Genomic DNA, 20,122 nt, shown 5'->3' with positions numbered 1-20,122 from the left:
AAGGGATAGGATAAAACTAGATGATTAAACTAAAAGCATTTTTGCTATCGCTTGTGCTCGTAATTGCGACGCTTGCCCTTTTAAATGTGACATACGTCAAGAAGATTGATGATTATTATAAAGTAAAGGATAACAGTATTCGCTATAGCACTTCGTATGAAAAGTATAAAAGTAGAGATATTCTGACAAGCAATATTACTCCCAATACACTGGTTTTATTGGGCTCATCAGAGTTGGTTGCGACGATAAATGAAGACTACCATCCCAATAAAATTTTTAACTACAACGATTTTAATATCATGCAGATTGGAACCAGCTATTCACAAAACATCATTCAGGCTACGACCTTGGGCTCAATTGAAGGATCTATGACTAAGCGAAAAGTGGCTATAATAGAGTCGGTTCAGTGGTTTGAAAAAGATGGGACTCATCAAGATGCCTTTTTGAACAAGGCTTCTCAGGAACATATTTTCCATATGCTAGATAATGATAAGATTAGTAAGGAAACGAAAGAAAAACTAATCAATCGCATTATCGAGATTACCAAGGGGAACAAGCAACAAAATGACATCTACAAAAAATACAAAAGTTATTTCATAGATGAGAAAGGAACGATTGTTGATAAAAAACTATTAGAGTTTGATAACGCGATTTATTCCTTTAAACTCAAACAGACTTTTTATCAAAAACATGCCAAATCAGATTATCCTTCACTAGGAGACAAAACCCCAGACTATGATTGGGAGAAAATGACGAATCAGTTTGTAGAAGAGGTCAAAAAGAAAACAGACAATAATGATTATGCTGTTGATAATAACTACTACAATACTTATTTAAAAGATCGTTATACATCGCTGAAGAATTCTAATAAAGATTTGAGCTACCTCGAGTCACCAGAGTATTCAGATATGGAACTTTTCTTGACAGTTGCCAAGGAATTGGGCATTGAAGTTGAGGTCATTATTTTCCCAGTAAATGGTAAATGGAATGACTACACAGGTGTCTCAAGAGAGATGCGGGAGAAAACTTATAAAAAAATAGAAGATGTCGCAAAAAACTATGGTGCAACGGTATTAAACTATGGAAACAGAGAGTATGATGATTACTTTTTATTTGATGTGATGCACGTTGGAGTGAAAGGATGGATGGAAGTTGAAAAAGAACTATACAAATTTGCAAACTAAGCTAACTAACACACATCGCTTAATCTTGTGGACGTTATTTTTTTATACGGTTATCTTAAGCATTGTGATTTATTGTTTTGTGACCGATTTTTCGAACATTCAAGAATTCATCTACAGTGAATTCTAGGATTACATACTATAAAAATCTCTAGATAAAGTGAGACATAAGATAAGGCTCTATAATATTTATAGTGGAAAAATCCTCTATAGGTAGTATGGAGCCTACTATGTTGTAGCTCCCCATATAATCCATACTGAAAAGCATTTAAGCTATCATTAGAAAGAATCATATGGAACAAATTAATGTTACTGGAACGTAGTGAAAATAGACGGGTAAACAATTGAAAAACTAGTCTATAAAGTGGTATAATAGCAGAAAAATAAATTAGTAAGAAATTGATTTTATTTTAGCGGAAAATTACAGAAATGAATGGTTTTTCTTGATGAAACAGAGAAAAGAATTGTACATATTTCTTGGTCGGACAGCCTTGTATTTTCTTATCTTTCTAGGGCTGCTTTACTTCTTTAGCTATCTTGGTCAGGGTCAAGGAAGCTTTATCTATAATGAATTTTAACTTGAAGGAGAATCCTTATTATGTCAAATAAAGCAATCGTAGATATGATTGAAACCATTGAGCATTTTGCTCAGACACAGCCTAGCTATCCTGTTTACAATGTTTTGGGACAGGAACACACTTATGGAGATTTAAAGGCTGATTCGGATAGTTTGGCTGCAGCCATCGATCAACTGGATTTACCAGAGAAGTCTCCTGTGGTTGTCTTTGGAGGCCAAGAATATGAAATGTTGGCAACATTTGTAGCGCTGACTAAGTCAGGTCATGCCTACATTCCGATTGATAGCCATTCGGCCTTGGAGCGAGTTTCAGCTATTTTAGAAGTAGCGGAGCCAAGCTTGATTATTGCCATCTCAGATTTTCCATTGGAGCAGATTTCTACACCGATGTTGAATCTAGCTCAGGTTCATGAAGCCTTTGCTCAAGGGACTAGCTATGAGATCACGCATCCAGTCAAGGGAGATGATAACTACTACATTATCTTTACTTCTGGTACGACTGGTAAGCCTAAGGGAGTGCAGATTTCCCATGATAACCTCCTCAGTTTTACCAACTGGATGATTACGGATAAGGAATTTGCGACGCCAAGTCGTCCGCAAATGCTGGCTCAGCCACCTTATTCTTTTGACCTGTCTGTCATGTACTGGGCGCCGACCTTGGCACTGGGTGGTACGCTTTTCGCTCTTCCTTCAGCTATTACTCAGGACTTTAAGCAACTCTTTGCGACCATCTTTTCATTGCCAATCGCTATCTGGACATCAACCCCTTCTTTTGCAGATATGGCCATGTTGTCTGAAGCCTTTAATAGTGAGAAAATGCCTGACATCACGCATTTCTACTTTGATGGCGAAGAATTGACGGTTAAAACGGCTCAAAAACTGCGCGAACGTTTCCCAAATGCCCGTATTATCAATGCCTACGGCCCAACAGAAGCGACAGTAGCCCTGTCAGCTGTTGCTGTGACAGACGAGATGTTAGCGACTCTCAAACGCCTACCAATCGGCTATACCAAGGCCGATTCTCCAACCTTTATCATTGACGAGGACGGCAATAAATTGCCAAATGGCGAACAGGGAGAAATCATTGTTTCTGGGCCAGCTGTGTCAAAAGGCTATATGAACAATCCTGAAAAAACAGCGGAAGCCTTCTTTGAGTTTGAAGGTCTGCCAGCCTACCATACAGGAGATGTGGGAACTATGACAGATGAAGGCTTACTTCTCTACGGCGGACGCATGGACTTCCAGATTAAGTTCAACGGTTACCGCATTGAGTTAGAAGATGTCTCTCAAAACCTCAATAAGTCTCGCTTTATCGAGTCTGCTGTAGCTGTGCCACGTTATAATAAAGACCACAAGGTGCAAAATCTATTGGCTTATGTCATCTTGAAAGACGGTGTTCGTGAGCAGTTTGAGCGAGATATTGATATTACCAAGGCTATCAAGGAAGATTTAACAGATATCATGATGTCCTACATGATGCCGTCTAAATTCCTTTACCGAGACAGTTTGCCACTGACTCCAAATGGAAAGATTGACATCAAAGGATTGATTAACGAGGTGAACAAGAGATGATGGAGTTCTTTCAACAGCTTCCTCATTTAGAGCCATATGGGAATCCTCAGTATTTTGTCTATGTGATTGCTGCAACCTTGCCCATCTTTATCGGTCTCTTTTTCAAGAAACGCTTTGCCTGGTATGAAGTGCTGGTTAGCCTCTTCTTTATCGTCACCATGTTGGTAGGTGGGAAGACCAATCAATTGGCTGCCTTGGGTATTTACCTGTGCTGGGAAATATTGCTCGTACTCTTCTACAAGCATTATCGAAAAAGCAAGGATGGCAAGTGGGCCTTCTACCTAGTTAGTTTTCTGTCCCTCCTTCCGATTATCTTTGTCAAGGTGCAGCCGGCTATCAATGGAACGCAGTCTTTGCTTGGGTTTTTGGGTATTTCTTACCTGACCTTTCGTTCGGTTGGGATTATCATCGAGCTGAGAGATGGAGTGATTAAGGATTTTACCCTCTGGGAATTCCTCCGTTTTCTTCTCTTCATGCCGACTTTTTCAAGTGGTCCAATCGATCGCTTTAAGCGTTTTAATGAAAATTATCAGACCATTCCTGAGCGGGATGAGTTGATGGATATGCTGGAAGAATCCGTTCGCTATATCATGTGGGGATTTTTGTACAAGTTTATCCTGGCTCATGTTTTAGGAGAAACTTTACTACCTCCTCTGAAGAATCTAGCCCTGCAGTCAGGTGGCTTCTTTAACCCCTATGCCTTGGCAGTTATGTATACCTTTGGTCTGGAACTCTTCTTTGACTTTGCAGGTTACTCTATGTTTGCCTTAGCCATTTCAAATTTGATGGGAATCCGTAGCCCAATCAACTTTAACAAACCATTTTTATCAAGGGATTTAAAGGAATTTTGGAATCGCTGGCATATGAGTCTCTCTTTCTGGTTCCGTGACTTTGTCTTTATGCGAATGGTGATGGTATTGACCAGAAAGAAGGTCTTTAAGAATCGCAATGTAACCTCAAGTGTGGCCTATATTGTAAATATGCTGATTATGGGATTTTGGCATGGAGTGACTTGGTACTATATCGCCTATGGACTTTTTCATGGATTAGGCTTGGTCATCAATGACGCTTGGATTCGCAAGAAAAAAACGCTCAATAAGGAACGGAAAAAAGCAGGGAAGCCTGCTCTACCTGAGAATCGCTGGATTCAGTTGCTTGGCATGGTTGTCACCTTCCATGTCGTCATGCTGTCATTCTTAATCTTTTCTGGATTCTTGAATGATTTATGGTTTAAAAAATAAAAGGAAATAAAATATGGATATCAAATCAGAAGTTATCGAAATTATTGATGAGTTGTTTATGGAAGATGTTTCTGACATGATGGATGAAGATCTTTTTGATGCAGGTGTCTTGGATAGTATGGGAACGGTTGAGTTGATTGTGGAGATTGAAAACCGTTTTGACATTCGTGTCCCTGTAACAGAGTTTGGTCGCGATGACTGGAATACAGCTAATAAAATCATAGCTGGCATTGTGGAGCTACAAAATGCTTAAACGCTTATGGATGATCTTCGGACCGGTCTTGATAGCTGGTTTGTTGGTTTTTTTGCTCATTTTCTTTTATCCTACTAGTAAAAGTTATAATTTATCACAAGAAAAACGATATGCAGCAGCGATTAGTACACAAAGTTTCAGAGAAAGATTTCAGAAAGTGAGAGCTCTTTCGGATCCAAGTCTACGATTTATTCCCTTTTTTGGTTCTAGTGAGTGGATTCGATTTGATAGTATGCATCCAGCTGTTTTAGCAGAGAAGTACAATCGTTCCTATAGACCCTATTTTTTAGGTCAAGCAGGAGCAGCTTCTTTGAATCAGTACTTTGGTATGCAGCAAATATTGCCAGAGATAGAAAATAAACAAGCTGTTTTTGTTATTTCTCCTCAGTGGTTCACAGAAACAGAGTATGAACCTGCAGTTTTTCGTAGGTATTTTAACACGGATCAATTGGGCGCTTTTTTAGAAAATCAGTCTGGAGATGTGTCAAGTCGTTACGCTGCTAAGCGTTTAATGACAAAGTATCCTGATGTAGTATTGGGAGATATAGTCAAAAAAATAACCGAGGGTGAGCAACTTTCAGAAATAGATCAGACACTTATAGATACATTGGCACGATTCAACCAAAAACAATCATTTCTATTTGGACAATTGTCAGTGAATGATGGAGAAAAATATAGAGATCGTGTGGAGAAGTATTTAAAAGACTTACCAGATAAATTTTCCTACGATGCATTGAGAGAAATTGCTGTAAAAGATGCTGAAGCAAATACCACGAATAATGATATGGGGATGGAAAATCATTTCTATGATACGCAAGTAAAGAAAGATTTAAAAAAGTGGAAGGATTATCAGAAAAATTATAATTTTCTAAAATCATCTGAATATAATGACTTGCAATTAGTTTTAAATCAATTTGCGAATTCAAAAGTAAATGTATTGTTTGTGATTCAACCTGTTAATAAAAAATGGATTGATTATACAGGGTTAAATCAAGATATGTATCAACATGCAGTTGAAAAGATTCGTTATCAGTTAGAAAGTCAAGGTTTTACCAATATAGCAGATTTTTCAAAAAATGGTGCTGAACCTTATTTTGTAAAAGATACAATTCATATTGGTTGGTTAGGTTGGTTGGCTTTTGACAAGGCAGTTGATCCTTTCCTATCCAATCCCACACCAGCCCCGACTTATCATCTGAATGAGCGCTTTTTCAGTAAAGACTGGGCTACTTATGATGGAGATGTCAAGGAATTTCAATAGATCATAATTATAGAAGAGTTCAAGGATGAAACTAGGGCTCTTTGTCAACTGTAGTGGGTTGAAGAAAAGCTAAGCTCGAGAAAGGACAAATTTCGTCCTTTCTTTTTTGATGTTTAGAGCGATAAAAATCCTTTTTTTTGAAGTTTTCAAAGTTCCGAAAACCAAAGGCATTGCGCTTGATAAGTTTGATGAGATTATTGGTCGCTTCTAATTTGGCGTTTGAATAGGGTAGTTGAAGGGCATTGACAATTTTCTCTTTGTCCTTTAGAAAGGTTTTAAAGACAGTCTGAAAAAGAGGATGAACCTGCTTTATATTGTCCTCAATCAGTCCGAAAAATTTGTCTGCCTCTTTGTTCTGAAAGTGAAAAAGCAGGAGCTGGTAGAGATGATAGTGGTGTTTCAAGTCTTCTGAATAGTTCAAAAGCTTGTCTAGAATCTCTTTATTGGTCAAGTGCATACGAAAAGTAGGACGATAAAAACGTTTATCGCTAAGTTTACGACTATCCTGTTGGATGAGTTTCCAGTAGCGTTTGATAGCCTTGTATTCATGAGATTTTCGTTCAAACTGATTCATGATTTGGACACGCACACGACTCATAGCACAGCTTAGATGTTGTACAATATGGAAACGATCTAGAACGATTTTAGCACACGGAAAAAGTTTTCTAGCCAAGTCATAGTAGGGACTAAACATATCCATAGTAATGATTTTCACTCGACATCGGACTGCCCTATCATATTTAAGAAAGTGATTTCGGATAATAGCTTGTGTTCTACCTTCAAGAACAGCGGTGATATTGAGCTTTTCAAAATCTTGCGCAATGAAACTCATCTTTCCCTTTGTAAAGGTATACTCGTCCCAGGACATAATCTGTGGAAGGCGAGAAAAATCATGTTTAAAGTGAAAGTCATTGAGCTTGCGAATAACAGTTGAAGTTGAAATGGACAGCTGATGAGCAATATCGGTCAAAGAAGTCTTTTCAATCAGCTTTTGAGCAATTTTTGATTAATGATACGAGGGATTTGATGATTTTTCTTTACTAGAGGAGTCTCAGTGACCGTCATTTTAGAGCACTGATAGTACTTAAAACGGCGTTTTTTAAGGAGAATTCTAGTAGGCATACCAGTTGTTTCGAGGTAAGGGATCTTAGACGGTTTTTGAAAGTCATATTTCTTCATTTGACTTCCACAATCAGGACAAGATGGGGCATCGTAGTCCAATTTAGCAATGATTTCCCTGAGTGTATCCCTATTGATGATATCTATAATTTGAATATTAGGGTCTTTAATGTCTAGTAATTTTGTGATAAAATGTAATTGTTCCATATGAATCTTTCTAATGAGTTGTTTTGTTGCTTTTCATTATAGATATTATGGAACTTTTTTTCTACAACAAAATAGGCTCCATAATATCCATAGGGGATTTACCCACTACAAATATTATAGAGCCGAAACTAGTTTTCACGTTTTTTCTTGACTCTTTTTTTGGTTGTGATATAATTAACCAGTAAATAATTTTGCACAGAATAGTATTTTCTCTTAAAAAAGAGAAATCCAAAAGGAAAGGAGTCAGATATGAGACAGCTAGCTAAGGATATTGATGCTTTTTTAAATGAGGTAATTTTGCAGGCAGAAAATCAGCATGAAATTCTAATAGGTCATTGCACTAGCGAGGTGGCACTGACCAATACTCAGGAGCACATTCTCATGCTTTTGTCAGAGGAATCTTTAACAAATTCAGAATTGGCGCGTCGTCTCAATGTCAGTCAGGCGGCAGTTACCAAGGCCATTAAGTCTTTGGTCAAGGAAGGAATGTTGGAGACATCTAAGGATCCAAAGGATGCGCGTGTGATTTTTTATCAGTTGACTAATTTGGCTCGTCCAATCGCTGAGGAGCACCATCATCACCATGAGCATACACTTTTAACCTATGAACAAGTGGCAACTCAGTTTACTCCAAATGAACAAAAAGTGATCCAGCGGTTTTTGACTGCTTTAGTAGGAGAAATCAAATAATGAGATATATTACGGTAGAGGATTTATCCTTCTATTATGATAAGGAGCCCGTTCTTGAACATATCAATTATAGTGTTGATAGTGGGGAATTTGTTACCTTGACAGGGGAAAATGGGGCAGCTAAGACGACACTCATCAAGGCCAGTCTTGGAATTCTTCAGCCACGCATTGGCAAGGTGACCATTTCAAAGACAAATACGCAGGGTAAAAAATTGCGAATTGCCTACCTGCCTCAGCAAATTGCCAGCTTTAATGCTGGTTTTCCAAGTACGGTTTATGAATTTGTCAAGTCGGGTCGCTATCCGCGAAAAGGTTGGTTCCGTCGCTTGAATGCTCATGATGAGGAGCATATCAAGGCTAGTTTGGACTCAGTTGGCATGTGGGAACACCGAGACAAACGCTTGGGGTCTCTATCTGGAGGACAAAAACAGCGAGCGGTGATTGCGCGTATGTTTGCTTCGGATCCAGATGTGTTTATCCTAGATGAGCCGACAACGGGGATGGATGCAGGAAGTAAAAATGAATTTTATGAACTCATGCACCACAGCGCCCATCATCATGGCAAGGCTGTTTTGATGATTACCCATGACCCTGAAGAAGTTAAGGACTATGCGGACCGCAATATCCATCTAGTCCGTAACCAAGACTCACCATGGCGTTGTTTCAATGTTCATGAGAATGATCAGGAGGTAGGCCATGCTTAGTTTATTATCTTATGACTTTATGCAGCGTGCCTTTCTGGCCGTTATTGCTATGAGTCTTTTCTCGCCAGTTCTTGGAACCTTCCTTATCTTGCGTCGTCAGAGTTTGATGAGTGATACCCTTAGCCACGTTTCGCTTTCGGGTGTAGCCTTTGGTCTGGTTCTAGGAATTTCTCCGACTATTTCTACTATTGCCATTGTCTTGATTGCGGCAGTCTTCCTGGAGTATCTCCGTACGGTTTACAAGAACTTTATGGAAATCGGGACAGCTATCCTCATGTCAACAGGTCTGGCTGTTTCTCTGATTGTCATGAGCAAGGGTAAAAGCTCGAGTTCTATGAGTTTGGACCAGTACCTTTTCGGCTCAATCGTGACTATTAGCGAAGAGCAGGTCATTTCCCTCTTTGTCATTGCGGCGGTTGTCTTGATTTTGACCTTCCTCTTCCTTCGTCCTATGTATATCCTGACCTTTGATGAGGATACGGCCTTTGTGGATGGCTTGCCAGTTCGTACCATGTCCATTCTTTTTAACATGGTGACGGGGGTGGCCATTGCCCTTATGATTCCAGCTGCGGGAGCTCTTCTGGTATCGACCATTATGGTCTTGCCAGCTAGTATTGCCCTGCGTCTGGGGAAAAACTTTAAATCGGTTATGCTGCTTGCCAGTGCTATTGGATTTTTGGGAATGGTAGCAGGACTTTACATTTCCTACTATGCAGAAACACCTGCAAGTGCAAGTATTACCATTATTTTTGTAACTGTCTTTTTACTCATTAGTTTAGTAAGACGTTTTATCAAATAGGAGATGAACATGAAAAAAATTAGCTTATTACTCGCCAGTCTATGTGCCTTGTTTTTAGTGGCTTGTTCCAATCAAAAGCAGGCAGATGGCAAACTAAATATTGTGACAACCTTTTACCCTGTCTATGAATTTACCAAGCAAGTCGCAGGAGATACGGCTAATGTAGAGCTCCTAATCGGTGCTGGTACAGAACCCCATGAATATGAACCGTCTGCCAAGGCAGTTGCCAAAATCCAAGATGCAGATACCTTCGTTTATGAAAATGAAAACATGGAAACATGGGTTCCTAAATTGCTAGATACCTTGGATAAGAAAAAGGTCAAAACCATCAAGGCGACAGGCGATATGTTGCTTTTGCCAGGTGGTGAGGAAGAAGAGGGAGACCATGACCATGGAGAAGAAGGCCATCACCATGAGTACGATCCCCATGTTTGGTTATCACCAGTTCGTGCCATTAAACTAGTAGAGCACATCCGTGACAGCTTGTCAGCAGATTATCCTGATAAAAAAGAGACTTTTGAGAAGAATGCAGCTGCCTATATCGAAAAATTACAAGCCTTGGATAAGGCTTATGCAGAAGGCTTGTCTCAAGCCAAACAAAAGAGCTTTGTAACGCAACACGCAGCCTTTAACTATCTCGCCTTGGACTATGGACTCAAACAAGTCGCAATCTCAGGTCTCTCTCCAGATGCAGAACCATCAGCTGCACGTTTGGCAGAATTGACAGAGTATGTCAAGAAAAATAAAATTGCCTATATCTACTTTGAAGAAAATGCTTCACAAGCCCTTGCTAACACACTTTCAAAAGAGGCAGGTGTCAAAACAGATGTCCTTAATCCTTTAGAAAGTCTGACAGAAGAGGATACCAAGGCTGGTGAAAACTATATTTCCGTGATGGAGAAAAACCTCAAGGCTTTGAAACAAACAACGGACCAAGAGGGCCCAGCAATCGAACCTGAAAAGGCAGAGGATACCAAGACAGTCCAAAATGGTTACTTTGAGGATGCAGACGTCAAGGACCGCACCTTGAGTGACTATGCAGGTAACTGGCAATCAGTTTATCCTTTCCTTGAAGATGGAACTTTTGATCAAGTCTTTGACTACAAGGCTAAGTTGACTGGTAAGATGACTCAGGCTGAGTACAAGGCCTACTATACAAAAGGCTATCAGACAGATGTGACTAAGATTAACATCACTGATAATACTATGGAATTTGTTCAAGGTGGACAAAGTAAGAAATTCACCTACAAGTATGTTGGTAAGAAAATCTTGACTTACAAGAAAGGCAATCGTGGCGTGCGCTTCCTCTTTGAAGCAACGGATGCAGACGCTGGACAGTTCAAGTATGTTCAGTTTAGTGACCATAATATCGCCCCAGTTAAGGCAGAACATTTCCATATCTTCTTTGGAGGTACAAGCCAAGAAGCCCTCTTTGAAGAAATGGATAACTGGCCAACCTACTACCCAGATAACCTATCTGGCCAAGAAATTGCCCAAGAAATGTTGGCGCATTGATGAGAAATCGACTAGTTCATAGGAGCTAGTCGGTTTTTTGAAATAGGGGCTGATATATAGCCTATTTCATGTGTCGGCGGATAGCCTATAGCTGTTATCTTTGGTAGATGCAATTTTGTTTCAAGGAGCAGAGTATCATATTGAAAAAGGATCTTATAAATAATAATCAAATTTCACTTCTTTTAAAAACATTTGTTAGATATTTCACAAATGATTGAAAACGAATACAAAAAGTAATATAATGATGTTAAATAGATAGCGCGAAGGCGCAGGAGGAAAATTATATGGCTACATTTTATGTTCCGGCAGTCAACCTTATTGGAAAAGGTGTTGTAAATGAAGTGGGTCCTTATATCAAGGAACTTGGCTATAAAAAGGCACTTTTGGTGACAGATAAGTTTATCGAAGGAAGTGACATTTTGCCTAAGGTTTTAAAACCGCTAGATACAGAAGGAATCGAATATGTCATCTTTAGCGATGTAGAGCCAAACCCTACTTGTAAGAATGTCACAGATGGGGTAGCTGCTTTGGAAGAACATGGATGTGATTTTATCATCAGTCTTGGTGGGGGCTCTCCACAGGATGCAGCTAGTTGTATCTCTATCATGGCTACAAATGGTGGAAAACCACAGGATTATGAAGGGCTTCATAAGTCTGCTAAAAAAGGCTTGCCAGTTGTAGCTATCAATACTACTGCAGGTACATCAGCAGAAATTACCATTAACTATGTGATTACCGACGAAGAACGCAAGGTTAAGATGGTAATGGTTGACAAGAATAGCCTTGCTCTTATCTCTGTTAATGACCCTGAATTGATGATTTCAAAACCTCAAGCCTTGACTGCTGCGACAGGTATGGATGCTCTGACTCACGCTGTTGAAGCTTTGGTAACACCTGGTGCTTATGATGTAACCAAGAAACTGTCTATTGGTGCTATTGAGCTTATCAAGGAATACCTTCCTCGCGCTGTAGCAAATGGACACGATATTGAAGCGCGTGAAGGTATGGTCAATGCTATTTTCCTTGGTGGTATGAGCTTTAACAATGCTGGTCTTGGTTATGTTCACTCAATGGCTCATCAACTCGGTGCAGTATATAACTTGCCACACGGTGTTTGCTGTGCCATGTTGCTACCAGTTATAGAACGTGAAAATGCTAAACGTGTACCAGAAGCTTTCCGCAATGTTGCTAAGGCCTTGGGACTCCATGTAGAGGATAAATCAGATGAAGAGTGTGCCGATTATGCGATTGCTGAGATTGAGAAGCTTTCTGAGACAGTAGGTATTCCTAAGAAATTGACTGAACTTGGTATTGAAGAAAAAGATTTCGACTTTGAATACCTTTCTAAGAATGCCTTGATTGATGCCTGCGCACCAGGAAACCCATTTATGCCAACCTTAGAAGAAACGATTGCCTTTTATAAAGAGTTGTTTTAGCAAGAGATTTGACGACAATGTGACAATTCACCTCTAATTATTGACATTTCAGGAAAAATTGCAGTAAAAACTGCACATCCTTCTTTAAATGTGCTATAATACAGAAAAAAATAATGATGGAGGTCGTCGCGATGGTAACAACATTTTTGATGATTTTTGTGGTGGTTTGTGTGCTCCTATTGGTGATAGTCACACTGAGTACAGTTTATGTGGTTCGTCAACAGTCGGTGGCGATTATTGAACGCTTTGGGAAATACCAAAAGGTTGCCAATAGCGGTATTCACATCCGCTTGCCTTTTGGGATTGACTCGATTGCAGCGCGGATTCAGTTGCGCTTGTTGCAAAGCGATATTGTGGTTGAGACTAAGACCAAGGACAATGTGTTCGTTATGATGAATGTAGCGACTCAGTACCGTGTTAATGAGCAGAGCGTAACAGATGCCTACTATAAACTCATGCGTCCAGAATCTCAGATTAAATCTTATATCGAAGATGCTCTTCGCTCTTCTGTTCCCAAATTAACCTTGGATGAATTGTTTGAGAAAAAAGATGAGATTGCCCTTGAAGTTCAACACCAAGTAGCAGAAGAAATGACTACTTACGGTTATATTATCGTGAAAACCTTGATTACCAAGGTCGAACCAGATGCAGAAGTCAAGCAATCCATGAATGAAATCAATGCGGCGCAGCGCAAGCGGGTCGCAGCGCAAGAATTGGCGGAAGCTGATAAGATTAAAATCGTCACTGCAGCTGAAGCCGAAGCAGAAAAAGATCGCCTCCATGGTGTGGGGATTGCCCAACAACGTAAGGCGATTGTGGATGGCTTAGCAGAGTCTATCACCGAACTCAAGGAAGCCAATGTTGGCATGACAGAAGAACAAATCATGTCCATCCTCTTGACCAACCAGTATTTGGATACCTTGAATACCTTTGCCTCTAAAGGAAATCAAACCATCTTTTTACCAAATACGCCAAATGGTGTGGATGATATTCGTACACAAATCTTGTCAGCTCTACGTGCTGAGAAGAAATAATAGACTAAAGAGCTTGGAGTCAGGCTCTTTTTTAGTTATGGTGAGAGATGAATCTTAGCTTAAATAAGACTATTCACAAAAGTTACTAACAGGTTGTGGATAAGTGTGGATAACTGTCAGTGTTCTGCTGCTACTATTAGTTCACTGAATCTATTTAATAGACCAAACATATATTATTTCCTATAAATTTGGAAGTAAGAAACACTTTAAGTTAGTTATTAACAAATTGTGGAAAAACTTGTGAATTGCTATGGGGATAGAGTGTAGGTCTACTATCTGACAAGCAGATAGATACCTAATACTCTCATTTTTATAATAGATGATATAGAGTGTTTCTCGTGAAACATAAAATTTCTGTACATTTTCCTATTTATACCTGATCTAGTTAGACAAATTAATGCTAAAATAAAAGAGAGGTGTTATTTCCGTAAAACTTGGAAAAGGTTGCTACAGGAATATACAGATTTCTAAAAAAGAAACATTAGGAGAATTGGCAGATGTGATTTTAGGGAGTCTTGATTTTACAGATGATCATACTCATGAATCTTTCATGGATAGTGTTGTTTGGAGCGATGAGGATTTTTATCATATCAGCTTTATTGTGGGAAGATTTACTTCGTTTTCTCCTGAAATTGAGTTTTTGTCCAGCCTCTAAACAAAAATTTAAGTTCAGTCTAGATAGGACTAGTATTTCAATGAGATGGTTTATTGTGGCTTGCTAGATTAGTTGCTAAGTCGGTAGTTAAGATTAAGTTTTACTTTTTTAAAACTTCAATCCTGCTTATGCGTCTTATGTGATTAATAATATTTTCGCAACATTACCATTTTTGCTGACTTTTTTACATAGGGTGTTTGGGTAAATACTGGCGCGAGAGTTAGGAATGATAGCTTTTCAACTTAAGGAGGAAAATAAGTATGACACCATTAAAATGGTTTGCTGGAGGCAGTGAAAGACGTTGTGAAGCCATGACTATCATAAATCATCTATTGGAAGATATAAAGGATACGCCTCAACTGACTCCCTTGAAAAATCAGTTAGTGAGTTATAAAAGACGATTAAAGGACGATGGGACCTCTACCCCATTTATTTTGAGTCAAATGAATGTTGACATCTCACGTGTGTTGATTGATAACAAGCTGAGTTTGTCAGAAAATCAAGCCGATCAGATCAAAAAATTGAGAGAATTATCAGCTATTCGCTATGGCTACTGATGAAGTACAGGGATAGGACTCTTTCTATAAATTTTCAGTCAAATAAATTGCATTCGTTTTCTTAAGCAGGTATACTAGTATAGTTAGATGAAAAATTCTGAAAATTTAAGAATAGAAAAGAGAACAAATCTTATGGCAAAAGATATTCGTGTCTTACTTTACTACCTTTATACTCCAATTGAAAATGCAGAGCAATTTGCTGCAGACCACTTGGCTTTCTGTAAATCAATCGGCCTTAAAGGCCGTATCCTAGTCGCTGACGAAGGAATTAACGGAACCGTTTCAGGTGATTACGAAACAACTCAAAAATACATGGACTACGTTCACAGCCTCCCAGGCATGGAAGACCTCTGGTTCAAGATTGACGAAGAGAGTGAACAAGCTTTCAAGAAGATGTTTGTTCGCTATAAGAAAGAAATTGTCCACCTTGGTTTGGAAGACAACGACTTTGACAATGACATCAACCCACTTGAAACAACAGGTGCTTACTTGTCTCCAAAAGAGTTCAAAGAAGCTCTTCTTGACGAAGATACAGTTGTCCTTGACACACGTAACGATTATGAGTACGACCTAGGACACTTCCGTGGGGCTATCCGCCCAGATATCCGCAACTTCCGTGAGTTGCCACAATGGGTTCGTGATAACAAAGAAAAATTCATGGACAAGCGTGTCGTGGTTTACTGTACAGGTGGGGTTCGCTGTGAGAAATTCTCAGGCTGGATGGTCCGTGAAGGCTACAAAGATGTCGGTCAATTGCACGGAGGAATTGCAACTTACGGTAAAGACCCAGAAGTCCAAGGTGAGCTTTGGGATGGGAAAATGTACGTCTTTGACGAGCGTATTGCCGTAGATGTTAACCATGTCAACCCAACTATCGTAGGAAAAGACTGGTTTGACGGAACACCATGTGAACGTTATGTCAACTGTGGAAATCCATTCTGTAACCGTCGTATCTTGACATCAGAAGAAAATGAAGACAAGTACCTTCGTGGATGTTCACACGAGTGCCGTGTTCACCCACGTAACCGCTATGTTTCAGAACATGAATTGACACAAGCTGAAGTTGTCGAGCGCCTAGCCGCTATCGGTGAAAGCTTGGATCAAGCAGCTACTGTATAAGATCAAACAGTCCTCAGGGGCTGTTTTTCTATGCTTTTTACTCAAAAATCTAAAGTTTGTTTCTGTATCTTTCAGAAAAATAAGGTATACTATATGTAAACGATTTCAAAGGAGTCCAGTTATGACGAAAACATTTTTTATTCCAAATAAACAGAGCATTTTAGGAGAACAGGAAATTTTGACTGCCAAGTCTATCTTGGCCTTGGTAGATGGCTTGGAGTCACATAGCTATGATGCTGTCTATCTCCGTCAGCCTCTTAATCGTCTCGAGTATATCGAGTGTGCAATAGTGGGGCAATCACAATTTCTTTTTAAGGTCAGTTATGCTGATGGTCAAAAGGCTTACCGTGTCGATCTTCCTGACTTACTCACGAAGACAGACTGGCAGATTATCAAATCATTTTTAGATGCTCTGCTTGCTTATACAGAAACTGAGATTGAAGGACTAGATGGTTTTGATTTTGAAGCGTATTTCCAAGCAAGTATTCAAGCTCATATTGCAGACACTGCGGTTCGTTTTACGATTTGCCAAGGAATTTTTAATCCTGTTTTCTTTAGTCATGAGGACTTGAAAAACTTTTTAGAGGTAGATGGTTTGGCACAGTTTGAAGCACGTGTACGTGCAGTTCAAGAGACAGATGCTTACTTTGCAAGAGTTTCCTTCTATCAGGATGGAGAAGGACAAGTTCACGGTGTTTACCATCTGGCTCAAGGAGTCAAGACAGTGTTACCGAGAGAACCATTTGTTCCTGCTACCTACATTGAGCAATTGGTGGATAAGGAAGTCCAGTGGGAAATCGACTTGGTTCAAATCACAGGAGATGGCTCTAAACCAGAAGACTATGAAGCTATCGCTCGCTTGAACTATGCAAAATTCCTAGAGTCACTACCATCAGCATCTTACCACCAACTAGATGCCAATCAATTAGAAATACAACCCATCCTAAGACAAGATTTTAAAGCATTAGCACAAGAAAAGTAAAGCAGAAGCAGGTCAATCGACTTGCTTTTTTGATATAGAAAAATCCTGCCATGGAAGACAGGATTGCTACTCAATGAAAATCAAAGAGCAAACTAGGAAGCTAGCCGCAGGCTGTACTTGAGTACGGTAAGGCGAAGCTGACGTGGTTTGAATTTGATTTTCGAAGAGTATGAAGTTTAAAGAAAGGCCAAGATACGAAGATAATCCCCAATCAGTGCCACTTCAGCTACAAAGAAGAGGAGGATAATGACTCCGTTCACAAGGACAGACAAGAATAATTGATAGAAGGAGTCGGTTTCACTTGCTTGACTTGGTCTTGTAATGATATGGAGACTGGCAAGCAGAATGATTCCAATGCTAATCACACACAAGAGAGCCGTAAATCGCAGGCTGTCAAAGAAGGCAAAGAAACTAGCAATAGCAGTGAGGAAGATTGGAATTGCTAAGAGTTGACTATATTGTTGGAGAACCTTTTCTAGCGTCCAGTCCTTTTCTTGGTAGATAAATCGTCTCACGACGAAACTACCCAAGAGGAATGAAAAGAAGAAGAGTGTTGTTGCTACTAGGATAGAGATAATCGAAAAGAGATTCAATGAAGCAAATTGTTCAGGGAAGTGATTATGCATAGTTGCTATATGTCCATAGTAAGCATGTTTGATGTGGTAGATACTAAAGAAAAAGGAAGATGCAGAAAACAGAATGAGCAAGAGAAAGGCTGTGTAGCTGTGTGTGCTACTTGTTTCAAGCTTGCTTGTTGGAGATTTGAGAGCCTCCACTAGCCAAGACCAAAAATCAAGCGCTTGCTCTTTCCATCTATCCGTAGATTTTGGAGCTTGGTCGGGGATATAGGGACTTTCTAAGGATTGACTGATAAGAAGGGGCTCTTTCGTGGTTGGTTTTTGCTGAGGAAGTGCTTCTTGACTCTCTTCAGCTATAGTGACTTTTTCTGTTTCCCCAGAAAGATCTTGCTCTTCTTCAGTAGAATCTAATGCCTTCTTTTCTTCTATTTCTGTTATCGATTCACTGTCTTCAGGCGTTTCAATTTTCTCTTCTTGCTGATTTTCAAGTTCGACTTTAGCTTGAGAGACTTCCTCCTCTACTTGAGTATTTTTTTCAATTGGTGTATCGAGATCGGCTATCGTTTCTTCAGCCTTGTCTGCAACCTCTTGAGCTTGCTCTTCAGGTTTGTTCTTGCTTGTTGTTTTTACAAAATCATTACTTTCAAACCATTCTTGTTTCATGGTAGAACCTCCTTTTTAGTTAGATAAATATGCTTTCATAGTAGCAAATGTAAGCGCTTTTGTCAACGATTTCTAGAAGAAGACTCGTGTTCCTCTGATTTGAGTAGATAGATATCCTGGTCTGCTCTGGCGATGAGTTGATCTTTTGCATCTGCTTTTTCTGTCTTATAAGGATTGCTTAATCGTTCATCTTTGTTTTCTTCGTTTTTAAACGAACGCCTTCCTTCTCTTAAAAAATGAAGAATAGAACCATGTTTTGTTGAAAGATCTAAGTTGATTCTTTGTTTTTCTTCTTCGGAAAGTAGCAGATTTAGGTTTGTTTTTGCTACCAATTCCACCTTACCATGTACTTGGATTTTTTCAGCGTGGAAGTGATTCTCTGTTGACTCTAGCTGACTATCTGTAAGGTCTGTATCAAAGATATTAATGATATTAGGGGTTGTGAGTTTACTGTTTTTGATACGACTTCCTTCAATTCGGAGGAGATAGCCATTATTGGTATTGATGGTCGCATTTTCAAGACTAGCATTAGTGATACTAGTTTGTCCACGATTGGCTGACACGTTGATTCCTTTTAGAGTTCTCCCTTTTGGAAGTTGGAGAATAACTTCTTCAAAACGACGAGAGTAGCTACTTGCGATATGGAGAATCCCGCCAATTCCAGAAGAGAGAAATGGAGTTTCAGACAGTTTCTTATCAGTGAGGCTTAGAGTTTTGTCGTTTTGATTTGTGACAAGATCATGGTTAGCAGAAATAGATGGATGGTAAGAAATGTGGATTTGATCATCGAAAGAGTCTGTGATGGTGAGCGCGTGTTCGTGGAGCGTGATCTCTAGGTTTTCGACTTCCTTGCCAAAGGTCAGCTCTTCCATCCGACTATCATAGACAGGTTCCTTGGACATGGCAAGTAGGCTCTTAATCCCGTCAGATTGGATACCTACAAAAAGCAGGATAAAGCCGATAACGGTAGTCACCACACCAAAGATGAGAAATCCTTTTGTCCATTTACGCATACTGGTCACCTCTCTTTCCTTTTTTAAGAACAAATTGCACCAAGCGAACAATGAGTAGACCGAAGAAACGAGCTACATAGGAAATACCTAGTAAGACTAGTGAAGAAGCACCGATAGCCAGTAAACCAGAACCGAAAATCAAGATAAAGGCTGATTTAGCTTGGGCTAAGACAGTAAAACTTTCAACTAAAAATAGGAATCCGCCGATGATACCTAGTATGGAAACCGCAAAGAAAGCCAGAATGACAGTCAAAGCAGCCACAAGGATTCCGAACAGAGCCACGAGGATGGCGATTCCCAGAGGAATGCCGATGGGTGCTGCAAGGAGAGCTAACAAGGCGATATGCAAAATTTGTCTGTTATTCTTTTGAGCGGGTGCTTCATTGATTTTTTTATTGAGAAGATTGGAGAGAACTTCGTGGGCCGCTTCTTTGGGAGTTCCCAAGCTAGCGATGAGTTCTTCTTCTCCTTCGACTCCAGCATCGTCAAAGAGTTCCCTGAAATAGTCCATGGCTTCAATTTGGTCAGCCTGAGGCAGTTTTTTGAGATAGAGTTCTAGCTGAGTCAGGTATTCAGTTCTTGTCATGGCGGATACTCCCTTCTATGATGCCATTAATGGTGTCTGTATAGAGTGCCCATTCATCTTTTAGGGTCACGAGCTGTTCTATACCACCATTTGTCAAGGAGTAGTATTTGCGCATGCGACCTTGGAACTCTCTAGAATAGGTTGTCAGAAAGCTATTGCCTTCCAATTTTTTGAGAATGGGATAGAGCGTAGATTCTTTGATGTTAGCGATCAGCTTAATGGTCTGGCTAATCTCATAACCATAAGAATCATCCTGCTCCAGTACGGCCAAGATGAGAAATTCAATCAAGGCAGAGGATGTTGGAAAGTACATGGGGAACCTCCTTTTCTAATGTGTAAGATTTTTATATATAATTTTTCTACACATACATTGTACATCT

Annotated in this window: 20 protein-coding genes and 2 pseudogenes; 17 read left to right on the top strand and 5 right to left on the bottom strand. The window is 39.6% G+C overall.

Annotated features, from left to right (window positions below):
* The first annotated feature begins 20 nt into the window (after positions 1 to 20).
* From dltD (ACLV7W_RS10525) to dltD (ACLV7W_RS10500), 6 genes are all read left to right on the top strand, one after another.
* Entirely contained in the window at positions 21 to 1,184 is a 1,164-nt protein-coding gene (gene dltD / locus ACLV7W_RS10525; protein WP_261181940.1) for a D-alanyl-lipoteichoic acid biosynthesis protein DltD, read from the top strand.
* Between the two features lie 443 nt (positions 1,185 to 1,627).
* Entirely contained in the window at positions 1,628 to 1,759 is a 132-nt protein-coding gene (locus ACLV7W_RS10520) for a teichoic acid D-Ala incorporation-associated protein DltX (RefSeq protein ID WP_033682482.1), read from the top strand.
* A 20-nt stretch (positions 1,760 to 1,779) separates the two neighbouring features.
* Entirely contained in the window at positions 1,780 to 3,330 is a 1,551-nt protein-coding gene (gene dltA, locus ACLV7W_RS10515; RefSeq protein WP_411865908.1) for a D-alanine--poly(phosphoribitol) ligase subunit DltA, read from the top strand.
* The gene (gene dltB, locus ACLV7W_RS10510; RefSeq protein ID WP_411865907.1) at positions 3,327 to 4,571 is read left to right on the top strand and encodes a D-alanyl-lipoteichoic acid biosynthesis protein DltB; all 1,245 of its coding nucleotides are present in this window, start codon (positions 3,327 to 3,329) and stop codon (positions 4,569 to 4,571) included. The genes dltA and dltB overlap by 4 nt, the downstream gene beginning before the upstream one ends.
* Positions 4,572 to 4,584: 13 nt before the next feature.
* Positions 4,585 to 4,824: a D-alanine--poly(phosphoribitol) ligase subunit DltC gene (dltC, locus tag ACLV7W_RS10505; RefSeq protein ID WP_000351967.1), complete on the top strand. Its 240-nt coding sequence runs from the start codon at positions 4,585 to 4,587 to the stop codon at positions 4,822 to 4,824.
* On the top strand, positions 4,817 to 6,085 hold the full coding sequence (dltD, locus tag ACLV7W_RS10500; RefSeq protein ID WP_411865906.1) for a D-alanyl-lipoteichoic acid biosynthesis protein DltD: 1,269 nt from the start codon (positions 4,817 to 4,819) through the stop codon (positions 6,083 to 6,085). Before dltC ends, dltD (ACLV7W_RS10500) begins: the two co-directional genes overlap by 8 nt.
* A 69-nt stretch (positions 6,086 to 6,154) precedes the next feature.
* Here the strand turns inward: dltD (ACLV7W_RS10500) and ACLV7W_RS10495 are convergent.
* A pseudogene (locus tag ACLV7W_RS10495) lies at positions 6,155 to 7,411 on the bottom strand (ISL3 family transposase).
* A gap of 249 nt (positions 7,412 to 7,660) precedes the next feature.
* On the opposite strand from ACLV7W_RS10495, the gene adcR reads away from it, so the two are divergent.
* The 11 genes and pseudogenes from adcR to ACLV7W_RS10440 all read left to right on the top strand — a co-directional run bounded on the left by adcR (position 7,661) and on the right by ACLV7W_RS10440 (position 16,902).
* The gene (gene adcR, locus ACLV7W_RS10490) at positions 7,661 to 8,101 is read left to right on the top strand and encodes a zinc-dependent transcriptional regulator AdcR (RefSeq protein ID WP_218774397.1); all 441 of its coding nucleotides are present in this window, start codon (positions 7,661 to 7,663) and stop codon (positions 8,099 to 8,101) included.
* Positions 8,101 to 8,805, top strand: coding sequence for a metal ABC transporter ATP-binding protein (locus ACLV7W_RS10485; RefSeq protein WP_001269496.1), 705 nt, complete (start codon positions 8,101 to 8,103; stop codon positions 8,803 to 8,805). The genes adcR and ACLV7W_RS10485 overlap by 1 nt, the downstream gene beginning before the upstream one ends.
* On the top strand, positions 8,798 to 9,604 hold the full coding sequence (locus ACLV7W_RS10480) for a metal ABC transporter permease (protein ID WP_045612455.1): 807 nt from the start codon (positions 8,798 to 8,800) through the stop codon (positions 9,602 to 9,604). The genes ACLV7W_RS10485 and ACLV7W_RS10480 overlap by 8 nt, the downstream gene beginning before the upstream one ends.
* Positions 9,605 to 9,613: 9 nt before the next feature.
* Complete coding sequence (gene adcA, locus ACLV7W_RS10475) at positions 9,614 to 11,119, top strand: zinc ABC transporter substrate-binding lipoprotein AdcA (RefSeq protein ID WP_084926284.1); 1,506 nt, start codon at positions 9,614 to 9,616, stop codon at positions 11,117 to 11,119.
* Positions 11,120 to 11,403: 284 nt separating this feature from the next.
* Positions 11,404 to 12,555, top strand: a complete 1,152-nt coding sequence (locus ACLV7W_RS10470) for an iron-containing alcohol dehydrogenase (RefSeq protein ID WP_045612453.1) — start codon at positions 11,404 to 11,406, stop codon at positions 12,553 to 12,555.
* Between the two features lie 149 nt (positions 12,556 to 12,704).
* Positions 12,705 to 13,589: an SPFH domain-containing protein gene (locus tag ACLV7W_RS10465; RefSeq protein ID WP_004235732.1), complete on the top strand. Its 885-nt coding sequence runs from the start codon at positions 12,705 to 12,707 to the stop codon at positions 13,587 to 13,589.
* A gap of 490 nt (positions 13,590 to 14,079) precedes the next feature.
* A complete protein-coding gene (locus tag ACLV7W_RS10460) occupies positions 14,080 to 14,244 on the top strand; it encodes a hypothetical protein (RefSeq protein WP_153208810.1) in 165 nt (54 codons plus the stop codon).
* A 121-nt stretch (positions 14,245 to 14,365) separates the two neighbouring features.
* Positions 14,366 to 14,449: pseudogene (locus tag ACLV7W_RS10455) on the top strand (CPBP family intramembrane glutamate endopeptidase); the annotation flags it as partial.
* A 55-nt stretch (positions 14,450 to 14,504) separates the two neighbouring features.
* A complete protein-coding gene (locus ACLV7W_RS10450; protein ID WP_261009217.1) occupies positions 14,505 to 14,801 on the top strand; it encodes a bacteriocin immunity protein in 297 nt (98 codons plus the stop codon).
* A gap of 132 nt (positions 14,802 to 14,933) precedes the next feature.
* A complete protein-coding gene (locus ACLV7W_RS10445) occupies positions 14,934 to 15,920 on the top strand; it encodes a rhodanese-related sulfurtransferase (protein WP_001030020.1) in 987 nt (328 codons plus the stop codon).
* A 121-nt stretch (positions 15,921 to 16,041) separates the two neighbouring features.
* Complete coding sequence (locus tag ACLV7W_RS10440) at positions 16,042 to 16,902, top strand: DUF4299 family protein (protein WP_223340158.1); 861 nt, start codon at positions 16,042 to 16,044, stop codon at positions 16,900 to 16,902.
* Between the two features lie 176 nt (positions 16,903 to 17,078).
* On the opposite strand, the gene ACLV7W_RS10435 is transcribed toward ACLV7W_RS10440, so the two are convergent.
* From ACLV7W_RS10435 to ACLV7W_RS10420, 4 genes are all read right to left on the bottom strand, one after another.
* On the bottom strand, positions 17,079 to 18,143 hold the full coding sequence (locus ACLV7W_RS10435) for a DUF6574 domain-containing protein (RefSeq protein WP_214614787.1): 1,065 nt from the start codon (positions 18,141 to 18,143) through the stop codon (positions 17,079 to 17,081).
* 62 nt (positions 18,144 to 18,205) lie between these two features.
* Positions 18,206 to 19,156: a DUF4097 family beta strand repeat-containing protein gene (locus ACLV7W_RS10430; protein ID WP_411865905.1), complete on the bottom strand. Its 951-nt coding sequence runs from the start codon at positions 19,154 to 19,156 to the stop codon at positions 18,206 to 18,208.
* On the bottom strand, positions 19,149 to 19,742 hold the full coding sequence (locus tag ACLV7W_RS10425; protein ID WP_411865904.1) for a DUF1700 domain-containing protein: 594 nt from the start codon (positions 19,740 to 19,742) through the stop codon (positions 19,149 to 19,151). The genes ACLV7W_RS10430 and ACLV7W_RS10425 overlap by 8 nt, the downstream gene beginning before the upstream one ends.
* Complete coding sequence (locus ACLV7W_RS10420) at positions 19,729 to 20,055, bottom strand: PadR family transcriptional regulator (protein ID WP_000273858.1); 327 nt, start codon at positions 20,053 to 20,055, stop codon at positions 19,729 to 19,731. Before ACLV7W_RS10420 ends, ACLV7W_RS10425 begins: the two co-directional genes overlap by 14 nt.
* Positions 20,056 to 20,122 lie beyond the last annotated feature (67 nt).

The organism is Streptococcus mitis (assembly GCF_965111735.1).
Lineage (GTDB): Bacteria > Bacillota > Bacilli > Lactobacillales > Streptococcaceae > Streptococcus > Streptococcus mitis_DR.
The sequence above is the reverse complement of the archived record's forward strand: the minus strand, read 5'-3'. Positions and strand labels throughout refer to the sequence as shown.